Here is a 20071-nt window from a genome sequence, read left to right as displayed (position 1 = left end):
GCCGTGCGAAGTCCTCGGTCACGGCGGAGTCAGAGACGGCGGAGTCCACTCAGCACCCTTTCCAGCAGTGCCCGGTCCGGCTGTCCCGGGCCGTGACCGGTTCCGTACACGCGGATCTTTCCCTGGTCCGCCAGATCGCTCAGCAGCACGCGGACCACGCCGAGCGGCATCTTCAGCAGCGCGGCGATCTCGGCCACCGTGCGCATCCTGCGGCACAGTTCGACGATGGCCCGCATCTCGGGCAGCACCCGGGCCGCGGACCCCTGGGTCAGCTCGCGGCGCTCCTCGGGGGCCTCTATGGCGGCCACGAAGGTCTCGACGAGCAGCACGTGCCCGAAGCGGGTGCGCCCGCCGGTGAGGGAGTAGGGGCGGACGCGCGCGGGCCTGGCGTCGGCGTCGCGCCGGGGCAGCTTCGGATGGCTCACTGTGCCCTTCCCATCGGCTCGCCGGCCGTTGACGTCGGCGCGGGCGCCGGCTGCCCGTGGGCCGCCGCGCCGCCCCGCACGGACAGCCGCGGCCGCTCGCCGCCGGCGCCCTCCTGCGTCCGGTGCTCCATCGACTGCCGTAGCTCACTGCGGAGTTCGGGGGTGAGGACGTGTCCCGCGCGGCCGACGAAGAACGCCATGTGGTACGCGACGATGCTCATGTCGGTCTCGGGGGCGGCGTGCACACCGAGCAGCGAGCCGTCGCTGATCGCCATCACGCAGAGGTTGCCCTCACGCATGGTGACCACGGTCTGCTTGACCTTGCCGCCGTCCATCAGCCGGGCCGCGCCGGTGGTGAGGCTGCCGAGCCCGGAGACGATCGCGGCCAGGTCCGCCGAGGAGCCCTTGGGCCCGCCGGCCGTGCCGTCGTCGCCGTCATCCGCGCCGCCGTCGACGCCCTCGCCGTCTCTCGCCGGGTCGGAGGAGAGCAGCAGCAGACCGTCGGAGGAGACCACGGCCACCGACAGCAGTCCGGGCACCTCCTCCACGAGGTTCGCCAGCAGCCAGTGCAGATTGCGGGCCTCGGTGCTCAGTCCATGGGTGCTGGGCGCAGTCAACTGCTTGCCTCCTCGACCGTGTCCCCCTTGACTTCCGCGGGTGGTTGGGCCGCGCGTGCCGCTGTCCGGTGTCCGGTGCCTCGCTGCCCCGTGCGCGGGGCGTCCGGGCCGGCCGACATCTCCGCCTCGGCGTCCCGCAGTCCGTTCCTCGCGCCCTGCTGGAACGCGCCGAGTCGGCGCCGCAGCTCCTGGGCGTCCACCGCACCGCTGCGCGCCGCGGGCGTCCCACGCACCGGGGAGGCCTTCGGGGTCCGCTTCGGCAGGCCCTTGTCGGTCACCCGCTCCCAGCCGCCCGAGGAGCGCGACGGGCCGCCGGGGAGGGTCGCCGGCCGGGCGGCCACGGCGTCGTCGGCGCGCTCGTGCGCATCGGGGCCGATGGCGTACGGGTTCGGGGCGGGCTCCGGGGCGTGGGCGGGCTCCGATGCCTGGGGCGGCTCCAGCGCCTGGGAGGACTCCGGGACCCGGGAGGACTCCGGGACCCGGGAGGACTCCGGGACCCGGGAGGGCCGCTGGGCGGGGAGGGGGCCGGCCGCCATGGGCCGGCTGTCCGGGACGGGCTGTCCGGGCTGACCGGAGCCGCCGCCCGGGGCGGGGGCGGCGCGCAGGGCCGCCTCGGCCGCCGCTATCAGCGGGTCGGTGCCGGGGGCGGCCCCGGTGCCCCTGCCGGGCAGCACATTGGAGTTGGCCTCGGCGGCGGCCCCGGGCAGCCGGACGGCCGGCCCGCCGGTCACCACGCGGACCTCGCGCGGGGCCGCGACCACGCCGGTGCCGGCCTCCGCGAGCACCTGCACGGGCAGCACGACGACCGCCGCGATCCCACCGTGCTTCTGGTCCCGCAGCCGTACCTGCACACCGTGCCGGGCGGCGAGCCTGGCCACCACGTACAGGCCGAGACCGGTACCGTCCTCCGCGCCCTCGGGGGTGGCGTCGTCCGCGGCGGCGTCGTCCGCGGCGGCGGATGCCGGGGGCGTGCCGAAGGCCTCGGGGACGGACTCCTCGCCGGCCGCGACGCGGGCCAGCCGGGCGTTGGCCTCCTCCAGCCGCTCGGGCGACATCCCCACGCCCTCGTCCACGACGGAGAGCATCAGGTCCCCGCTCTCCAGCAGCCACCCGGAGACCTCCACGGGGGCGTCCGGCGGCGAGCAGGCCGTGGCGTTCTCCATCAGCTCGGCGAGCAGATGGCTGAGGTCGTCCGCGGCGGAGCCGACGACGTGCGCGTGCGCGGGGAGCGAGGCGATCCGAACCCGCTCGTACCGCTCCGTCTCGCTGACCGCGGCGCGCACGACGTCGATCAGCGGCACGGGACCCGGGTGCTGGTGCCCGTGGTCGGCGCCGGCGAGCACCAGGAGGTTCTCGCTGTGCCGCCGCATCACGGTGGCGAAGTGGTCCAGCTTGAAGAGGGTGGCGAGCCGGTCCGGGTCGTGCTCCTGCTCCTCCAGCTTCTCGATGACGGCGAGCTGCCGCTCGACCAGGCCGAGGGTGCGCAGGGCGAGGTGGACGGAGGTGGTCCGGCCGGCCCGGCCTGCCCGGCCTGCCTGGTCGAGACCGGCCGCGGCGGCGGCCAGTGCGTCGCGAACGGCGGCGCGCTCGGCGGCGGCGTCCGAAGCGGCGCCGCCCGCCGGGGTGCCCGCGCCGTGGGTGCCGTCCGCCCGGCTGCCGTCCGCCGGTGCGCCCCGGCCCGGCTGCCCGCTGAGGCCCGGCGCGCCGGATATGTCCTGCGCGGCGGCCGGTTCCGCGCCCGCACCGACCCGGTCGCGCAGCCGGCGGTGCAGGCCGAGCGCATGCGCGTGCAGGGCGTTGACGGACCGGACGACCTGGGCGAACTCGTCGTTGCGGCCGGTGAAGCGGATCGGCTCCTCGGCGGTGGGGTCCGAGGCGAGCCGGGCCGAGCCGAGGCGCAGCACGGCGAGCGGCCGGGTCAGGCTGCGGGCCATCGCCATCGTGACGCCGACGGCGGCCAGCAGGCAGGCACCGGCCAGCGCCGCCCGGATCTCCAGCGCGGTGACGTCGTCGTCGCGGAGCCCGGCGAGTTCCTTGGCACGGGTGGCGTTCAGGGCGGCCTCGGCGCCGCGCATCATGTCGATGCGCGAGGTCAGTACGTTCTGGAGCTTCCCGGCGTCGGTGTCGCGGTCGTCGGCGGACAGCGTGGGCTGGTCCGTGAGCACGGCGAGGTCGTGTTCCGCGGTGGTGACGTCGGGTCCGGTGACGGTGGAGTCGTAGGCGGTGCGGTAGGCGGCGGGCGCCCGGTCGTGGAAGTCGGCAAGCGAGGACTGCTCCCGCAGCCGGGCCTGCTGCGCGGCACCGCTCAGCTCGGCGCGGTGCGCGGTGTCGGCGGCCGACTCGGTGGAGACGGTCCGGGGCAGGCCGGTGACCGGGTCGGTGACGGTGGTGGTGCCGGTGCCGCCGGGCACGGCGAGCGCGGCGAGCAGCAGGCCCCGGGTGTCCTCGGCGTGCTCCACCGCACGGTCGAGGTCGGCGAGTGCCCGCGCGCCGGTACCCGCCCGGGGCGGGGTGCGGTCCGCGAGGTCCTCGGCGAGCCGATGCAGGCTGAGGATCACGGCGGCGTAGGCCTCGTGCGTGTGCAGAGCGGTGCTCTTGCCGGTGAGCGCCGATCTGCGCACCGCGGCGATCCGGTCGAGGTCGTGGCGGAGGCCGGTGGGCGCGTCGGCGCGCAGCTCGGCGACCTGCCGGTCCACGGGGGCGCGGTCCGCCGCGCCCGGCGCCTTGCCCTCGGGCCGCCCCGCGGCGACGTACGCGGTGACATCGTCGCGCTCGTCGGCCAGCGCGTGGGCCAGGCTGAGCGCCTGCCGGGTCTGCTCGGCGTCGGTGACCAGCGCCTGCGAGTCGCTCACGTCTCCGGACGCGGCGATGAGCGCGGGCGCACTGGCCCCGGCGGTCGCGGCGGCCACGACGGCCACGGCCAGGACGAGACGGCTCCGCACCCGGGCCCTGCGGCCCTTGCCGGCCGCGGGAGCCGGCTTGTCGGCGTCCGGGGCGGACTTGCCCGGCGCGGCGGCCGGCTGCGCACCCGCGGGAGCGGGCGCGGCGGGGGCGGGGGCGGGGGCGGGCTTGTCCGTGGCGGAAGTCGGTGCCCCGGCGGTGGTCATCGGCTCTCCGGAGGCGGGGGTGACGGCGGTCGGCCCGCCGGCGGCGCGACTCGGCTCGGCGGCGGCGCGGGTCGGCCCGCCGGCGGCGCGACTCGGCTCGGCGGCGGAGTGCTGCGTGCCGGGGGCGGTCCGGGGTGCCGCGGTGGCGTGTGCGGCCGTGGGCTGCGGCCGCGCGGCGGCGGACCCCTGCGGCACGGTGGGCTGGGCCGTCGCGGCGGGCCCCGCCATGTCGTCGGCGGAGTACTGCGTCCCGGGGGTGGTCCGGGGTGCCGCGGTGGTGCGTGTGGCCGCGGCCGCCACGGTGCCCTGCGCGCGTACCGCCTGGCGCGCGCCGCGCACGGCCGGGCTCGGTGTCCGGGTCGCGGTGCCGTCGGCGCCCTCCGCCGGGCGCGCGCCCGGAGCGCCCGGCGCACCGGTGCCCTCGCCGGCCCCGGCCGCGGGGCCCGCGTACGGCGCGTACCCGCCCTGCGGCCGCGGGATCATCCCGGCGGGAACGCCCGCGCCGGACGGACCCCCGGCCCCGTGAGCGGCAGCCCCGGAGCGGTCACCCGCCACGGCGGAGCCATCCCGCCCGCCGTCGAACCCGCCATCGCCGCCGGGCACACCGGACGCACCCGTCGCCACACCGCCACCGTCCGAGCCGGGCCCACCGTCCGAGCCGGGCCCACCGTCCGAGCCGGGCCCACCGGACCCCCAGGGCCGGCCGGCCGAACCGTCCGCACTGGAGAGACCCGCATCCGCAGGGCCACCGGCCCCGCCGGAGACCGCCGTGTCCGGGACGACCCGGCCGGAGGCCGCCACGCCGCGTGCCGGCCCGTCGGAGGCCCCGTCGGAGGCCGGCAGGCCGGGCGCCGGTATGCCGGAGGCCGGCACACCGGGTGCCGACAGGCCTGGCGCCGCCGCGCCGGAGGAGCCGCCGTGGGCGTCCACGCCCCGCGCCCCGTCGGCGCCGGTGCCACCCGCGGCGCGCACGCCGCCGGCACCCGCGCCGTCCACCACACCCGCGCCGCCCATGGCGTCCCTGTCCCCGCCGGCCGTGCCGGAGGGGCTGCTCGGTGCCCGGCCGCCCCTGGTCTCCTCCGAGACCGACTGCTGCCTGCCCTCGCGCCGCGGCCGCTTCTTCTGCACCGGTGCTCGCAATCTTGATCCGTCTGCCCATGGACCCGGGTGACGATCCGTCAACACGAGCGTCTCCGGGTTCGGCTCCCGACCATCCCAGTGCCCGTGAGAAGTGGACGCGCATCGCCCCACCCGCCACTCAAAGGAGTGAACATCGGCGCGGGGTCGGCGGCAAGTTCCAACGTCATAGCCGAAGGGCGTGCTCCGGGTGCCGGTTGGACGTCGCCCACGCCCTTTGGCAGGATGCCCCGCCACGCCTGACCCCCCCTTGATCAATCCATCCCAAATCCGGCGCCTGACCTGCAGGTACAGACCTCTCGCCGGCACCCCGCCCGGTGCCGCGCGGACACCTGTGGGCGTCTCGTGCAGACTGGCCGAATGCGCATCGAACTCGCCACCGCACCGGGAGACCCCGCACGCCCCAACGAGGACTACGCATCGGTTGCGCTTCCTGCCTGCGGACAGGGTGGAGCCCTCGTGCTGCTGGATGGTGTGACCCCGCCGCAGGGCGACGACGGTTGTCTGCATTCCGTCCCCTGGTTCACCGCCCGGCTCGGCGGCGCACTGGGTGAACTGTCCGTTTCACGGCGGGATATGCCCTTGCGTGATGTGCTCTCGGCGGCAATCGGGCGCACTGCGGACGCCCACCGTGCAACCTGTGACCTTTCTCACCCACGCACACCCCAGGCAACCGTCGTCCTGGTCCGCTGGGACGACGACAGCGTCGAGCATCTCGTGCTGTCCGACTCGGTGTTGCTGATGGCGGAGGCGGACGGCCGGGTGGTCCCGGTCCTGGACGACCGGCTGTCCCGGCTGCCGCGCGGCGCGCTCGCCACGGAGGCCGTCACGGACGCGACGCTGCGCAACAAGGAGGGCGGTTTCTTCACCGCCGCCGCCGACCCCGGGGTGGCCGCCCGCGCGGTGGCGGGCGTCCGGGCGCGTGCGGAGGTGCGGGCGCTGGCGGCGCTCACGGACGGGGCCGCGCGCTGGGTGGAGAAGTTCCGTGAGGGCGACTGGTCCGACTGCCTCGCACTGCTCCGCAAGGAGGGGCCGCAGGCCCTGGTCGACCGGGTGCGGGCGCTTGAACGCGCGGACACGGAGCGGGCGTTTCTGCGCCGCGGCAAGACACACGACGACGCGTCGGCGGTCTACGTCGAGCCGTGACCGCCCGGTCTCGTCGGGGCGCCCCCGCGGGGCCCGGCCACGACGCGCCTGCGGCGGGCCGCCGGACCGGACCCCGTACGGTCCCGTCCCCGACCTCCGGCCGGTGGGACCTGGGCGCGCGGCTTCCCGCGCCCCCGGCGGGATCGGGGCTCGGCCGACAGGGAGCTGGGACGGGTGTCAGTCCTCCGCGCCCGCCGCCTCGTTGAGCTGGTGCAGCAGCCGCGCCAGCTCGGCGACCTCCGAGCGGTCCCAGCCCGCGAGCTTGTCCACATAGCGGGCGCGGCGCGCGTCGCGGACAGTGCGCAGGCGGTCGCGGCCCCGTTCGGTGAGGTGGATCAGCCAGGCGCGGCCGTCCGCCGGGTCGGGCTCCCGGTCGACGAAGCCGAGCGCCTCCAGGGCCCGCAGTTGGCGGCTCATCGTGGCCTTGCCGACGCCGATGTACCCGGCGAGGTCCGTGGCCCGCTGCCCGCCCTCCTCCAGGCAGACCAGCAGGCCGTACGCCGCCGGCTCCAGGTCCGGGTGGACGGCGCGGGCCATCTCGCCCGACGAGGCCCGGGCGCGCCGCAGGAATACCGTCAGCTCCCTTTCCAGGGCGAGGAATTCCCGATCGACTCCGTTTTCCGGCACCCCGGCTGCCACGGCGCGCCCCTCGTCGTTTCCGTTCCTGTGCACGTCAGCACCCATGCCCTGCATTTTCGCGTTCTCGCTGTTCCCGCTGTCGTTCCCGGCGTCCGGCGTTTCCCGGCTGTTGAAAGTTTCTGCGGGACACGGTCTTCGCCGCAGCTCGGCCAGTATTCCGCAGGAGTAGACCAACGACAGCCTCACACCCCCCTTCCCCCTTGGGTTCTACGTGCGTAGAGTCTGCGGCGTGGCATGCCACCGACAAGACAGTCGGTGCGGCCCCGTACGCCGCGCTCCTCCCCCCACGACTCCCACCCGGCCCAGCCGGCAGTCACCGGAAGACGTCTGCGATCTTCCCGCGCACCGGGGCTCCTCGGCACGTACCGGTCGCTCACCGGAAGGGACGCGGTGATCTACACCGAGGCGGACTGGTGGACCGAGCGCACCGGCAACTCCGGTGCGTCCGGGGCCGCCAACCCGCCGGCGACCGCCCGCTACGCGAGCGACGTGGGCCGGCTCCCGGCCGGCTGGGGCTTCTGCACCATCTGGCGGTACACCTCGCCGGGCCCCACGGTCGGCGACCACGACCACTTCAACGGCGCACTGGATCGCGTCCAGGCGCTCGCCAACGGCTGAGCGGCGCACCCCTCCCCCGAACGCCCCGGTGGCCGGCTCCTGCGAGGAACCGGCCACCGGGTGCACCACACCGGGCGCAGCCTGCGCGGGCGCACCCGCGGAGGCGGCACCGGCGCCGCGACACAGGCGCCGCGGCGGGTGCCACCGCGCCGGGTGCCACCGCGCCGGGTGCCGTCAGGCCGCCAGCGGCAGCTGCTCCACGTGGTCGCTCGTCGCGGGCGACAGCGCGAGCTCCAGCACCTGGCGGACGTCCGTGACGGTGTGCACGTCGAGCTTCTCCAGCACCTCGGCGGGGACGTCGTCCAGGTCGGGCTCGTTCCGCTTCGGGATCACGACCGTCGTGATGCCCGCCCGGTGCGCCGCGAGCAGCTTCTGCTTCACGCCGCCGATGGGCAGCACCCGGCCGGTCAGCGACACCTCACCGGTCATCGCCACGTCCGTACGGACCAGGCGCCCGCTGAGGAGCGAGGCGAGGGCGGTCGTCATGGTGATGCCCGCGCTCGGGCCGTCCTTCGGCACCGCACCCGCCGGGAAGTGGATGTGCACGCCGCGCTCCTTCAGGTCGGCCACGGGCAGCTCCAGCTCCGCGCCGCGCGAGCGCAGGAACGAGAGCGCGATCTGCGCGGACTCCTTCATCACGTCGCCCAGCTGGCCGGTCAGCGTCAGCCCCGCCGCGCCCGTCTCCGGGTCGGCGAGCGACGCCTCCACGTAGAGCACGTCGCCGCCCGCGCCGGTGACCGCGAGCCCGGTGGCCACGCCCGGCACCGCGGTGCGGCGCTCGGCCGGGTCCTGGGCGGACTCGGGCACGTGGTGCGGCCGGCCGATCAGGCCGCGCAGGTCGGCGTCGGTCACGGTGAGCGGCAGCTCCTGCTCGCCCAGCTCGTGCCGGGCCGCGACCTTGCGCAGCAGCCGGCCTATGGAGCGCTCCAGGTTCCGCACGCCGGCCTCACGGGTGTACTCGCCGGCGAGCTTGCGCAGCGCGCCCTCCTCCAGCACCACCTCGTCCGCCTTCAGGCCCGCCCGCTCCAGCTGGCGCGGGAGCAGGTGGTCACGGGCGATGACGACCTTCTCGTCCTCCGTGTAGCCGTCGAGCGTGACCAGCTCCATGCGGTCGAGCAGCGCCTCGGGAATCGCCTCCAGGACGTTCGCCGTGGCGAGGAAGACCACGTCGCTGAGGTCCAGCTCGACCTCCAGGTAGTGGTCCCTGAAGGTGTGGTTCTGCGCCGGGTCCAGGACCTCCAGGAGGGCGGCCGCGGGGTCGCCCCGGAAGTCGGAGCCGACCTTGTCGACCTCGTCCAGCAGGACCACCGGGTTCATCGACCCGGCCTCCTTGATGGCACGGACGATACGGCCCGGCAGCGCGCCCACGTAGGTGCGCCGGTGGCCGCGGATCTCCGCCTCGTCCCGGACGCCGCCGAGCGCGACGCGGACGAACTTGCGGCCCATGGCGTGCGCCACGGACTCGCCCAGCGAGGTCTTGCCGACGCCGGGCGGGCCGACCAGGGCCAGCACCGCGCCCCCGCGGCGCCCGCCGACCACGCCGAGGCCCCGGTCGGCGCGCCGCTTGCGGACCGCCAGGTACTCGGTGATGCGCTCCTTCACGTCCTCAAGGCCGGCGTGCTCGGCGTCGAGCACGGCCTGGGCGCCCTGGATGTCGTAGGCGTCCTCGGTGCGCTCGTTCCACGGCAGCTCCAGGACGGTGTCGAGCCAGGTGCGGATCCAGGAGCCCTCCGGGCTCTGGTCGCTGGACCGCTCCAGCTTCTCGACCTCCTTGAGCGCGGCCTCACGGACCTTCTCGGGAAGGTCGGCGGCCTCCACGCGCGTGCGGTAGTCGTCGGACTCGTCCTCGCCGCCGTCGCCGTTCAGCTCGCGCAGCTCCTTGCGGACGGCCTCCAGCTGCCGGCGCAGCAGGAACTCCCGCTGCTGCTTGTCGACGCCCTCCTGGACGTCCTTGGCGATGGACTCGGCGACGTCCTGCTCGGCGAGGTGCTCACGGAGCTGCTCCGTGGCGAGCTTCAGCCGGGCGACCGGGTCGCCGGTCTCCAGCAGCTGCACCTTCTGCTGCGTGGACAGGAACGGTGAGTAACCGGAGTTGTCGGCGAGCTGGGACACGTCGTCGATCTGCTGGACGCGGTCCACGATCTGCCACGCGCCGCGCTTGCGCAGCCACGCGGTGGCGAGGGCCTTGTACTCCTTGATCAGTTCGGTGACGGCACCGGGCAGCGGGTCGGGGACGGTCTCCTCGACCCGGGTGCCCTCCACCCAGAGGGCCGCGCCGGGGCCGGTGGTGCCCGCGCCGATCTTCACCCGCGACCGACCGCGGATCAGCGCCCCGGGGTCGCCGTCGGCCAGCCGGCCGACCTGCTCGACGGTGCCGAGCACACCGGTGCCCGCGTACGTCCCGTCGATCCGCGGCACCAGCAGCACCTTCGGCTTGCCGGGCTGCGATCGGGCGGCGGCCTGTGCGGCTTCCACGGCGGCGCGCACGTCGTTGTCGTTGAGGTCCAGCGGGACCACCATTCCGGGCAGCACGACCTCGTCGTCGAGCGGCAGCACGGGCAGGGCCAGCAGTGTGGCAGCGCCGGTGGACTCAGCAGCCATGATCTCCCCTTCGGCAGTCAAGTTGAGCTATGTGGGCTCAATGCACATGAGCCCCCAGTTGTTCCCGAGCCTTAGGCGCGTTCGCTGTGAGCGATCAGGTGGGTCCTGTACGTATGCGTAAGGGGTGTCTTGCGCGGTACGGGTGGTTCATCTAGGCCGGCCCGGGATGGACGCATTGCGTGGCGTCGCGGCGGTCGCCCCGCACGGCGGCGCGATGGTCACCCGCGTGGCGGCGCGGTGGACGCCTTGCGTTGCGGCCGGGCGATAAGTAAGTATTTACTTATCGCCACCCTCCCTCGTCCTCTCGCCCGTCTGGAGACGTGCCATGCCGAAGACCCTGCTGATCACCGGGAGCTCGCGCGGGCTCGGCCGGGCCCTGGCGGAGGCGGCACTGGCCGCCGGCCACCGGGTGCTGGCCACCGCCCGGGATCCGGAAGCCGTGCGCGACCTCGCCGAGCGCCATCCCGGGACGGCCCGCACGGCCGCCCTGGACGTCACGGACCCGGACGCCGCCGAGCGTGCCGTCACCGCGGCCGTCGAGGCCTTCGGCCGGCTGGACGTGGTGGTGAACAACGCCGGCCAGTCCCGCCTCGGCGCCATCGAGGACGTCTCGCAGGCCGACTTCCGGGAGCAGTTGGAGACCAACCTGTGGGGCGCCGTCCACGTGTCGAAGGCGGCCCTGCCGGTGCTGCGCGCCCAGGGCGGCGGCCACCTGGTGCAGATCTCGTCCGTCAGCGGCCGGCTCGCGCCCGCCGCGGGCCTCGGCGCCTACGTCACGGCGAAGTTCGCCCTGGAGGGCTACTCGGAGGCACTCGCCCTGGAGGGCCGGCCGTTCGGCGTGAAGGTCACGATCGTGGAGCCCGGCTCCATGGCCACCACGCTCGCGTCCGCGATGACCCGGACGCCGCCCAGCGCCCCGTACGCCCGGCTCATGGCCCCCATGCTGGAGCGGTTCGCAGACCCGGAGACGGCGTACGGCGCCACGCCGGAGCAGGCGGTCGGCGTCCTGCTGAACGTCATCGACCTGCCCGAGCCGCCCCTCTGGCTGCCGCTCGGCACCGACGCGCTCGACCGCATCCGGACCGCCGAGCAGCACAGGCTGGCGGAACTGGACCGGTGGGCCGGACTCAGCCGCGAGCCGGACACGGCGGCCGCGGAGGCCGCGGAGGCCGCGGAGGCCGCGGAGACCGGCGCGGGGGGCGGCACGGCGGCGGGGCGGGGCGTGTCCGCCCCGTGAGACCCGCCCCGTGGAAGCGCACGGTGGACCGTCCCGGAAGACCGTCCCGGAAGACCGCACCGCGAGACAGCACCGCGAGACAGCACCGCGAGACAGCACCGCGAGAAAAGCGCTTGCGCCGCGCCCGCGCGTGCCGTTGCGTACCGCAGGTGACGGAAACCGATGTTCTCCTTGCGGCCTACGACGAGCAGATGCGCGGCGTCGGGCCGAACCTCCCCGTGGGCGTGCAAGCCGAGGCCGACGGGCCGCTGACCCGTGTCGTCGGGCAGTACCGCGGCTTTGTCAGCGGGCCCGCCGAGCTGGGCGTCGAGGGTGCCGTCCTCGACCGCCTGATCGCCCGGCAGCGGGACTTCTTCGCCGCGCGGGGCGAGGCGGTCGAGTGGAAGGTCCGGGGCCACGACCGACCTGCCGACCTCACCGAACGGCTGCGCGCGGCGGGCTTCGCACCCGAGGACCGGGAGACGGTGCTCATCGGCACCACCGACACGTTGGCCGCCGGCTCGATGCCGCCGGAGGGCGTCACCCTGCGGCGGGTCACGGCCGACGCCGACATGCGCCGCATCGCCGCCATGGAGAGCGCCGTCTGGGACCAGGACATGACCTGGCTCGGCGAGGACCTGATCGGCCGGGTCGCCGCGGCGCCCGACGAGATCGCCGTGCTGGTGGCCGAGGCGGGCGGGGAGGTCGTCTCGGCGGCCTGGCTGGTCTTCCGGGCGGGCACCGAGTTCGCGTGCCTGTGGGGCGGTTCGACGCTCGCCGCGTGGCGCGGCCGCGGGGTGTACCGGGCGCTGGTCGCTGCGCGGGCGGGGCTCGCCGCGGAGCGCGGGGTGCGGTACCTCCAGGTGGACGCGTCCGACGACAGTGCGCCCATTCTGCGGCGCCTCGGGTTTCACGCGGTGACCACCACCACGCCGTGGGTGTGGTCGCCGGCGGCGGGCTGAGGGGCCGCCCCGCGGCCCGCACCGCCCTGCCGTGCGGTCCCTGCCACCTGCCGGTGGCCCCGGGGGCCCACGTGCCGGTGGGGTGCCGTCTGCCGATGGATCCGGAAGTCGCCTGCCGGTGGCTCCGGAAGTCGCCTGCCGGTGGGTGCGGCGGCAGGGGCTGCCGCCCCTCTCGGGGCGCCGTTGGCCGCATGGCCTTGCCACGGAGTTCGTGGTGGCGTTGGCCGCACGCGTTCCCCCACACCGTTCGTGGTGACCGTCGGTCGGGTGGCAATGGCAAGATGGGGGCATGCACGCCCCGTACGACATGCGTGAGACGGTCTCCCAGAGAGCACGGTCCGGCGGTGACGGCGGTGCCGTGGTGGTGGATCGGCGTGACGGGCCGTACGGCGAAGTGGTGTTGCGGCGGCAGGGCGACCTGTTGCAGATCATCGCCAACGGCTGCTTCCTGATGGACACGTCGGACGGCCGCTCGGAGCGGCTGCTCGTCGACGCCGCCCTGGAAGCGCTCGACGGGCGTCCCGAACCCGCCGTGCTCATCGGCGGACTCGGCGTCGGATTCTCGCTCGCACACGCCGCGGCCGACCCCCGCTGGGGCCGGATCACGGTCGTGGAACGCGAGGAGGCCATCATCAACTGGCACGGCCTGCATGCCTCCGGAGAGACCGCCGGGACGGTCCCGTCCCCCGCGGACGGCGGCCCGCACACCGCCGGCGCCCCGCTCGCCGCGCTCTCCGGTGCGGCCCTCGCCGACCCCCGTACCGAGGTGCTGCACGCCGATCTCGTCGCCCACGTCCACGAGTCGGACGCCCGCTACGACGCGCTGTGCCTGGACATCGACAACGGCCCCGGCTGGACCGTCACCGAGAACAACGAGAGCCTCTACACCCCTGCGGGACTGGCCGCCTGCCGGGCCCGGCTCACGCCCGGCGGCGTCCTTGCTGTATGGTCCGCGCAACCCTCGCCCGACTTCGAAGCGGCCCTGCGACGTGCCGACTTCCGGCGGGTGCACACCAAAGAGGTCCCCGTTGCCCGGGGCGTTCCCGACGTGGTGCACCTCGCGGTCGGGCCTGGATAGCCGCGGCACGGTTCATTCCGTACGCTGCTGACCGGCGCATGGATCATTCAAGCGTCAACCGCACGGTTGGGATCACCCCCACGATTCCGAATAGCAACAGTCAGGGGCGGGGCGATGGAGCAGACACACACCTCCCACAACGGCACCACGGCGGCCACCGGCGCACAGCGCCGCGTCCTCGTCGTAGAGGACGACCCGACGATCGTCGAGGCCATCTCCGCCCGGCTGCGCGCCGAGGGGTTCCTGGTGCAGACGGCGGCCGACGGGCCGGCCGCCGTGGACACGGCCGAGGCATGGCAGCCCGACCTGCTGATCCTGGACATCATGCTGCCCGGGTTCGACGGCCTGGAGGTCTGCCGCCGCGTGCAGGCCCAGCGGCCGGTGCCGGTGCTGATGCTCACCGCCCGCGACGACGAGACGGACATGCTCGTCGGGCTGGGCGTCGGCGCCGACGACTACATGACCAAGCCGTTCTCGATGCGCGAGCTGGCCGCCCGGGTGCATGTGCTGCTGCGCCGCGTGGAGCGCGCCGCGCTGGCCGCCACCACCCCCCGCAGCGGCATCCTCCGGCTCGGCGAACTGGAGATCGACCACGCCCAGCGGCGGGTGCGGGTGCGCAGCGAGGACGTCCACCTCACGCCCACGGAGTTCGACCTCCTGGTGTGCCTGGCGAACACCCCGCGCGCGGTGCTCTCCCGCGAGCAGCTCCTCGCCGAGGTGTGGGACTGGGCCGACGCCTCCGGCACCCGGACCGTCGACAGCCACATCAAGGCGCTGCGCCGCAAGATCGGCGCCGAGCGCATCCGCACCGTGCACGGCGTGGGCTACGCCCTGGAGACACCCACCCCATGAGAGGTCCCGGCGGGACGGCGCGATGAGCGGGATCAGCAGGACCAGCGGCACGGACGACAGCACGGGCCCCGGCCGCGACACCCCGGGCACCGCCCGGGGCGGTGCGGCCGGCCGGGCGCGCGCGCGTATGCGGGCACTGAGCCGCGCACGCGCGCGTATGCGGGCACTGAACCGGGCACGCGCGCGCGTGCAGGCCCGTGGACGGGACCTCAGGGCCGCGGCCGCCCGGCAGGCCGGGCGGCGGCAGGCCGCGCGGGAGCGCCGCGCCGCCGAGCGGGCGCGCGAGGCGGACGAGGCGCGGGCACGCGCGCTGCGCGCGGCAGGCCTCGACGTGGCGCGCGACACCCGCAAGGTGATCCTCTGGGCGTCGGGGGTGCGCCCGTTCTCCGTGAAGACCAAGCTCGGCATGCTCGTCGTCGTCTCGGTGTTCATCACCACGGGTCTGCTGATGATCGCCGTGCGCACCGAGACCGAGTTGCGCTTCATCACGGTCTTCTCGGTGATAGCGACCCTGCTGATCACCCAGTTCGTGGCGCACTCCCTGACGTCGCCGCTCGACGAGATGAACACCGTGGCCCGCGCGATCTCGCACGGCGACTACACCCGCAGGGTGCGCGGTGACAGCCGGCGCGACGAACTGGGCGACCTGGCCTCCACGATCAACCGGATGGCCGACGACCTGGAGGCGCAGGACCAGCAGCGCAAAGAGCTGGTGGCGAATGTCTCACACGAGCTGCGCACCCCCATCGCCGCGCTCCGCGCCGTCCTGGAGAACGTCGTGGACGGCGTCTCCGCGGCCGACCCGGAGACCATGCGGACCGCCCTGAAGCAGACCGAGCGGCTGGGCCGGCTGGTCGAGACCCTGCTCGACCTGTCGCGGCTCGACAACGGTGTCGTCCCGTTGAAGGCGCGCCGCTTCGAGGTGTGGCCCTACCTGTCCGGGGTGCTGAAGGAGGCGAACATGATCGCCTCGGCCCGCGCCGGGATCGCCTCGGGGTCCGGCAGCCACACCCGTACGGACGTCCATCTGCACCTGGACGTCTCACCGCCCGAGCTGACCGCGCACGCCGACCCCGAGCGGATCCACCAGGTGGTGGCCAACCTGATCGACAACGCCGTCAAGCACAGCCCCCCGCACGGCCGGGTGACAGTCAGGGCGCGGCGCGGGGCGGGCCCCCAGTCGCTGAACCTGGAGGTGCTCGACGAGGGTCCCGGCATCCCGCGCTCCGAGTGGCACCGGGTCTTCGAGCGCTTCAACCGCGGCAGCCACCGGGGTCCCAGCGGCTCACACGGCCCCGGCAGCGACGGCGGGACAGGCCTGGGCCTGGCCATCGCGCGCTGGGCGGTGGATCTGCACGGCGGCCAGATCGGGGTGGCCGAATCGTCCCGCGGCTGCCGCATCCAGGTCACCCTTCCGGGTGAGTCGCCTACGCAAAGTTGACGTAAGGGACGAGCAAAGCCGACGTAAGGTAGGAGTGCGGGGCGCCTGCGGCGGAGAGCCCCTCGGGGCCCGATATCCAGGCGGAGCGGAACCGCAGTTTTTTCCCGGCATTATCTCCGCCGAAACACCGGCCTCGGTGTGACTTACACGACGATGACCGGCCCGGACTGCATGCCGCCCCCCAAGAGGCGTAGCCTTTATTCCCGCTGTCCATCACCTTGTGAAGCGGAAGAGGGCGGTTGCCGCCGTGTCGCCACAGTCCAGTAATTCGAGTCCCAGCCTTCGGCCGGGCGGTGCCACCAGGACCGACCAAGAGGGGCAGGGCAAGGACCCTGCGGCCGCCTTCGGTCCCAATGAGTGGCTCGTCGACGAGATCTACCAGCAGTACCTCCAGGACCCGAACTCGGTAGACCGCGCCTGGTGGGACTTCTTCGCCGACTACAAGCCCGGTGCCGCCGCCACGTCGCCGGACGGTACCGCAGCCGCGGGGGCTGCGGGCACCACCACTGCCCCGGCACCGACAGCCCCGAGCGCTCCCCGGACGACACCCCCCACGGCCCCCGAGGCCGCCGCTGCCGCCCCCGCGGCGCCCGCCGAGCCCAAGAAGGCGCCGGCCGAGCCCGCGGCCCCCGCGGCGCGGCCGGCCGCCAAGGCGCCGCGCACCGCCCCCGCGCCCGCCGCGGACGCCGCCGCGCCCGAGGGCCCCGAGCTCGTGACGCTGCGCGGCCCCGCCGCCGCCGTCGCGAAGAACATGAACGCCTCCCTGGAGCTGCCGACGGCCACCTCGGTCCGCGCGGTCCCGGTGAAGCTGCTGTTCGACAACCGCATCGTCATCAACAACCACCTCAAGCGCGCCCGCGGCGGCAAGATCTCCTTCACCCACCTGATCGGCTACGCGATGGTGCAGGCGATCAAGGCCATGCCGTCGATGAACTGGTCCTTCGCGGAGAAGGACGGCAAGCCGACCCTGGTCAAGCCGGACCACATCAACCTCGGCCTCGCCATCGACCTCACCAAGCCGAACGGCGACCGTCAGCTCGTCGTCGCCGGCATCAAGAAGGCCGAGACGCTGAACTTCTTCGAGTTCTGGCAGGCCTACGAGGACATCGTCCGCCGCGCCCGGGACAACAAGCTGACGATGGAGGACTTCTCCGGCGTCACCGTCTCGCTGACCAACCCCGGCGGCATCGGCACCGTCCACTCGGTGCCGCGGCTGATGCCCGGCCAGTCGGTGATCATGGGCGTCGGCGCGATGGAGTACCCCGCCGAGTTCCAGGGCACCTCCCAGGACACCCTCAACCGCCTGGGCATCTCCAAGGTCATGACGCTGACGTCGACCTACGACCACCGCGTCATCCAGGGCGCCCTGTCCGGCGAGTTCCTGCGCCACGTGGCCAACCTGCTGCTGGGCGAGCAGGGTTTCTACGACGAGATCTTCGAGGCGCTGCGGATCCCCTACGAGCCGGTCCGCTGGCTGAAGGACATCGACGCCTCCCACGACGACGACGTCACCAAGGCCGCACGCGTCTTCGAGCTGATCCACTCCTACCGGGTGCGCGGCCACGTCATGGCCGACACCGACCCCCTGGAGTACCGCCAGCGCAAGCACCCCGACCTGGACATCACCGAGCACGGGCTCACCCTGTGGGACCTGGAGCGCGAGTTCGCGGTCGGCGGCTTCGCCGGCAAGTCGATGATGAAGCTGCGTGACATCCTCGGCGTGCTGCGCGACTCGTACTGCCGCACCACCGGCATCGAGTTCATGCACATCCAGGACCCCAAGCAGCGCAAGTGGATCCAGGACCGGGTGGAGCGCCCGCACGCCAAGCCGGAGCGCGAGGAGCAGCTGCGCATCCTGCGCAGGCTGAATGCGGCGGAAGCGTTCGAAACGTTCCTGCAGACCAAGTACGTCGGCCAGAAGCGCTTCTCGCTGGAGGGCGGGGAGTCCGTCATCCCGTTGCTGGACGCGGTCCTCGACTCCGCGGCCGAGTCCCGGCTCGACGAGGTCGTCATCGGCATGGCGCACCGCGGCCGCCTCAACGTCCTGGCGAACATCGTCGGCAAGTCCTATGCGCAGATCTTCCGGGAGTTCGAGGGCAACCTCGACCCGAAGTCGATGCATGGCTCCGGCGACGTGAAGTACCACCTGGGCGCCGAGGGCACCTTCACCGGCCTGGACGGCGAGCAGATCAAGGTCTCGCTGGCCGCCAACCCGTCCCACCTGGAGACGGTCGACCCGGTCATCGAGGGCATCACCCGCGCCAAGCAGGACATCATCAACAAGGGCGGCACGGACTTCACCGTCCTGCCGGTCGCCCTGCACGGTGACGCGGCCTTCGCCGGCCAGGGCGTGGTCGCCGAGACGCTCAACATGTCCCAGCTCCGCGGCTACCGCACCGGCGGCACCGTGCACATCGTCATCAACAACCAGGTCGGCTTCACCGCCGCCCCGGAGTCGGCCCGCTCCTCGATGTACGCCACGGATGTCGCGCGGATGATCGAGGCGCCGATCTTCCACGTGAACGGCGACGACCCGGAGGCCGTGGTCCGTGTCGCACGGCTCGCCTTCGAGTTCCGGCAGGCGTTCAACAAGGACGTCGTCATCGACCTGATCTGCTACCGCCGCCGCGGCCACAACGAGTCCGACAACCCGGGCTTCACCCAGCCGCTGATGTACGACCTGATCGACAAGAAGCGCTCGGTGCGCAAGCTCTACACCGAATCGCTGATCGGCCGGGGCGACATCACCCTGGAGGAGGCCGAGCAGGCGCTGCAGGACTACCAGGGCCAGCTGGAGAAGGTCTTCACGGAGGTCCGCGAGGCCACCCAGCAGCCGGCGGGAGCCGAGGTCCCCGACGCGCAGCCGGAGTTCCCCGTCGCGGTGCAGACGGCGATCTCCCAGGAGGTCGTGAAGCGGATCGCCGAGTCCCAGGTGAACATCCCCGACCGGGTGACCGTCCACCCGCGCCTGCTGCCGCAGTTGCAGCGCAGGGCCGCCATGGTCGAGGACGGCACCATCGACTGGGGCATGGGCGAGACCCTGGCCATCGGCTCGCTGCTGCTGGAGGGAACCCCGGTCCGGCTCTCCGGGCAGGACTCGCGGCGCGGCACCTTCGGCCAGCGGCACGCCGTCCTCGTCGACCGCGTCACGGGTGAGGACTACACGCCGCTGCAGTACCTCTCCGAGGACCAGGCGCGGTACAACGTCTACGACTCACTGCTCTCCGAGTACGCGGCGATGGGCTTCGAGTACGGCTACTCGCTCGCCCGCCCGGACGCGCTGGTGATGTGGGAGGCGCAGTTCGGCGACTTCGCCAACGGCGCGCAGACGGTCGTCGACGAGTACATCTCGGCGGCCGAGCAGAAGTGGGGCCAGACCTCCGGCGTCACCCTGCTGCTGCCGCACGGCTACGAGGGCCAGGGCCCGGACCACTCCTCGGCGCGTCCCGAGCGGTTCCTCCAGCTCTGCGCGCAGAACAACATGACCGTGGCAATGCCCACGCTGCCGTCGAACTACTTCCACCTGCTGCGCTGGCAGGTGCACAACCCGCACCACAAGCCGCTGGTCGTCTTCACGCCGAAGTCGATGCTGCGCCTGAAGGCGGCGGCGTCGAAGACGGAGGAGTTCACCACGGGCGGCTTCCGTCCGGTCATCGGCGACGACTCGGTGGACGCGGGCGCGGTGCGCAGGGTGGTCTTCTGCACCGGCAAGTTCTACTACGACCTGGCCGCCGAGCGGCAGAAGCGCGGGGTCACGGACCTGGCGATCATCCGTCTTGAGCGGCTGTACCCGCTGCCGGGGACGGAGCTGCAGGCGGAAATCGCCAAGTACCCGAACGCCGAGAAGTACCTGTGGGCGCAGGAGGAGCCGGCGAACCAGGGAGCGTGGCCGTTCATCGCGCTCAACCTGATCGATCACCTCGACCTGGCGGTCGGCGCGGACGTTCCGCACGGGGAGCGGCTGCGGCGGATCTCGCGGCCGCACAGCTCGTCCCCCGCGGTGGGCTCCGCGAAGCGCCACCAGGCCGAGCAGGAGCAGCTGGTCCGCGAGGTCTTCGAGGCATAGGCCTCACCCTCCTTGTAAGGGCCCGGCCCCTCCGGTTCTGCTCCGGGGGGCCGGGCCCTTGGCCCTTCGGGCCAGATTGCCCCTTGGGGACGGTGGCGGTACGCGGCCTTCGTCGTGGCTTGGCGCGCGGTTCCCCGCTCCCCCTCGGTGGGCCGGGCCAGCCCCG

Annotated in this window: 12 protein-coding genes and 1 pseudogene; 8 read left to right on the top strand and 5 right to left on the bottom strand. The window is 73.8% G+C overall.

Annotated features, from left to right (window positions below):
- Positions 1-29 precede the first annotated feature (29 nt).
- From ACSMXW_RS25625 to ACSMXW_RS25615, 3 genes are read right to left on the bottom strand one after another with little or no spacing between them, the layout of a single operon-like run.
- The gene (locus tag ACSMXW_RS25625) at positions 30-425 is read right to left on the bottom strand and encodes a DUF742 domain-containing protein (protein ID WP_485799720.1); all 396 of its coding nucleotides are present in this window, start codon (positions 423-425) and stop codon (positions 30-32) included.
- Complete coding sequence (locus tag ACSMXW_RS25620; RefSeq protein WP_485799719.1) at positions 422-1042, bottom strand: roadblock/LC7 domain-containing protein; 621 nt, start codon at positions 1040-1042, stop codon at positions 422-424. The genes ACSMXW_RS25625 and ACSMXW_RS25620 overlap by 4 nt, the downstream gene beginning before the upstream one ends.
- Positions 1039-4149: a sensor histidine kinase gene (locus tag ACSMXW_RS25615; RefSeq protein ID WP_485808310.1), complete on the bottom strand. Its 3111-nt coding sequence runs from the start codon at positions 4147-4149 to the stop codon at positions 1039-1041. The genes ACSMXW_RS25620 and ACSMXW_RS25615 overlap by 4 nt, the downstream gene beginning before the upstream one ends.
- A 1497-nt stretch (positions 4150-5646) precedes the next feature.
- On the opposite strand from ACSMXW_RS25615, the gene ACSMXW_RS25610 reads away from it, so the two are divergent.
- Positions 5647-6432: a hypothetical protein gene (locus tag ACSMXW_RS25610; RefSeq protein ID WP_485799718.1), complete on the top strand. Its 786-nt coding sequence runs from the start codon at positions 5647-5649 to the stop codon at positions 6430-6432.
- 177 nt (positions 6433-6609) lie between these two features.
- On the opposite strand, the gene ACSMXW_RS25605 is transcribed toward ACSMXW_RS25610, so the two are convergent.
- The gene (locus tag ACSMXW_RS25605; protein ID WP_485799717.1) at positions 6610-7116 is read right to left on the bottom strand and encodes a MarR family winged helix-turn-helix transcriptional regulator; all 507 of its coding nucleotides are present in this window, start codon (positions 7114-7116) and stop codon (positions 6610-6612) included.
- 309 nt (positions 7117-7425) lie between these two features.
- Between ACSMXW_RS25605 and ACSMXW_RS25600 the strand changes: the two are divergent.
- A pseudogene (locus ACSMXW_RS25600) lies at positions 7426-7689 on the top strand (GH25 family lysozyme); the annotation flags it as partial.
- A gap of 174 nt (positions 7690-7863) precedes the next feature.
- Here ACSMXW_RS25600 and lon read toward each other — a convergent pair.
- Positions 7864-10290 (bottom strand): endopeptidase La, encoded by a 2427-nt coding sequence (gene lon / locus ACSMXW_RS25595; RefSeq protein WP_485799716.1) that lies wholly within the window; start codon positions 10288-10290, stop codon positions 7864-7866.
- A gap of 325 nt (positions 10291-10615) precedes the next feature.
- Here lon and ACSMXW_RS25590 point away from each other — a divergent pair, with 325 nt between their 5' ends.
- The 6 genes from ACSMXW_RS25590 (at position 10616) to ACSMXW_RS25565 (ending at position 19905) form a co-directional block, all read left to right on the top strand.
- Positions 10616-11527: an SDR family NAD(P)-dependent oxidoreductase gene (locus ACSMXW_RS25590; protein ID WP_485799715.1), complete on the top strand. Its 912-nt coding sequence runs from the start codon at positions 10616-10618 to the stop codon at positions 11525-11527.
- Positions 11528-11676: 149 nt separating this feature from the next.
- Positions 11677-12468, top strand: a complete 792-nt coding sequence (locus tag ACSMXW_RS25585) for a GNAT family N-acetyltransferase (protein WP_485799713.1) — start codon at positions 11677-11679, stop codon at positions 12466-12468.
- A 307-nt stretch (positions 12469-12775) separates the two neighbouring features.
- Positions 12776-13546: a spermidine synthase family protein gene (locus ACSMXW_RS25580; protein ID WP_485808309.1), complete on the top strand. Its 771-nt coding sequence runs from the start codon at positions 12776-12778 to the stop codon at positions 13544-13546.
- Positions 13547-13660: 114 nt separating this feature from the next.
- The gene (locus ACSMXW_RS25575) at positions 13661-14398 is read left to right on the top strand and encodes a response regulator transcription factor (RefSeq protein WP_485799712.1); all 738 of its coding nucleotides are present in this window, start codon (positions 13661-13663) and stop codon (positions 14396-14398) included.
- 331 nt (positions 14399-14729) lie between these two features.
- Positions 14730-15839, top strand: coding sequence for a HAMP domain-containing sensor histidine kinase (locus tag ACSMXW_RS25570; protein WP_485808308.1), 1110 nt, complete (start codon positions 14730-14732; stop codon positions 15837-15839).
- Between the two features lie 247 nt (positions 15840-16086).
- Entirely contained in the window at positions 16087-19905 is a 3819-nt protein-coding gene (locus tag ACSMXW_RS25565) for a multifunctional oxoglutarate decarboxylase/oxoglutarate dehydrogenase thiamine pyrophosphate-binding subunit/dihydrolipoyllysine-residue succinyltransferase subunit (protein WP_485799711.1), read from the top strand.
- Positions 19906-20071 lie beyond the last annotated feature (166 nt).

The organism is Streptomyces sp. DSM 116793, from assembly GCF_057320905.1.
This window is presented reverse-complemented; position numbering and strand designations above follow the sequence as displayed.

What these genes read in the sequence shown, in the direction of transcription:
- ACSMXW_RS25580 (WP_485808309.1), top strand. Translation starts at nt 12,776, where the DNA reads ATGCGTGAGACGGTCTCCCAGAGAGCACGGTCCGGCGGTGACGGCGGT.
- ACSMXW_RS25610 (WP_485799718.1), top strand. Translation starts at nt 5,647, where the DNA reads ATGCGCATCGAACTCGCCACCGCACCGGGAGACCCCGCACGCCCCAAC.
- ACSMXW_RS25605 (WP_485799717.1), bottom strand. Translation starts at nt 7,116, where the DNA reads ATGGGTGCTGACGTGCACAGGAACGGAAACGACGAGGGGCGCGCCGTG.
- ACSMXW_RS25590 (WP_485799715.1), top strand. Translation starts at nt 10,616, where the DNA reads ATGCCGAAGACCCTGCTGATCACCGGGAGCTCGCGCGGGCTCGGCCGG.
- lon (WP_485799716.1), bottom strand. Translation starts at nt 10,290, where the DNA reads ATGGCTGCTGAGTCCACCGGCGCTGCCACACTGCTGGCCCTGCCCGTG.
- ACSMXW_RS25615 (WP_485808310.1), bottom strand. Translation starts at nt 4,149, where the DNA reads ATGACCACCGCCGGGGCACCGACTTCCGCCACGGACAAGCCCGCCCCC.
- ACSMXW_RS25575 (WP_485799712.1), top strand. Translation starts at nt 13,661, where the DNA reads ATGGAGCAGACACACACCTCCCACAACGGCACCACGGCGGCCACCGGC.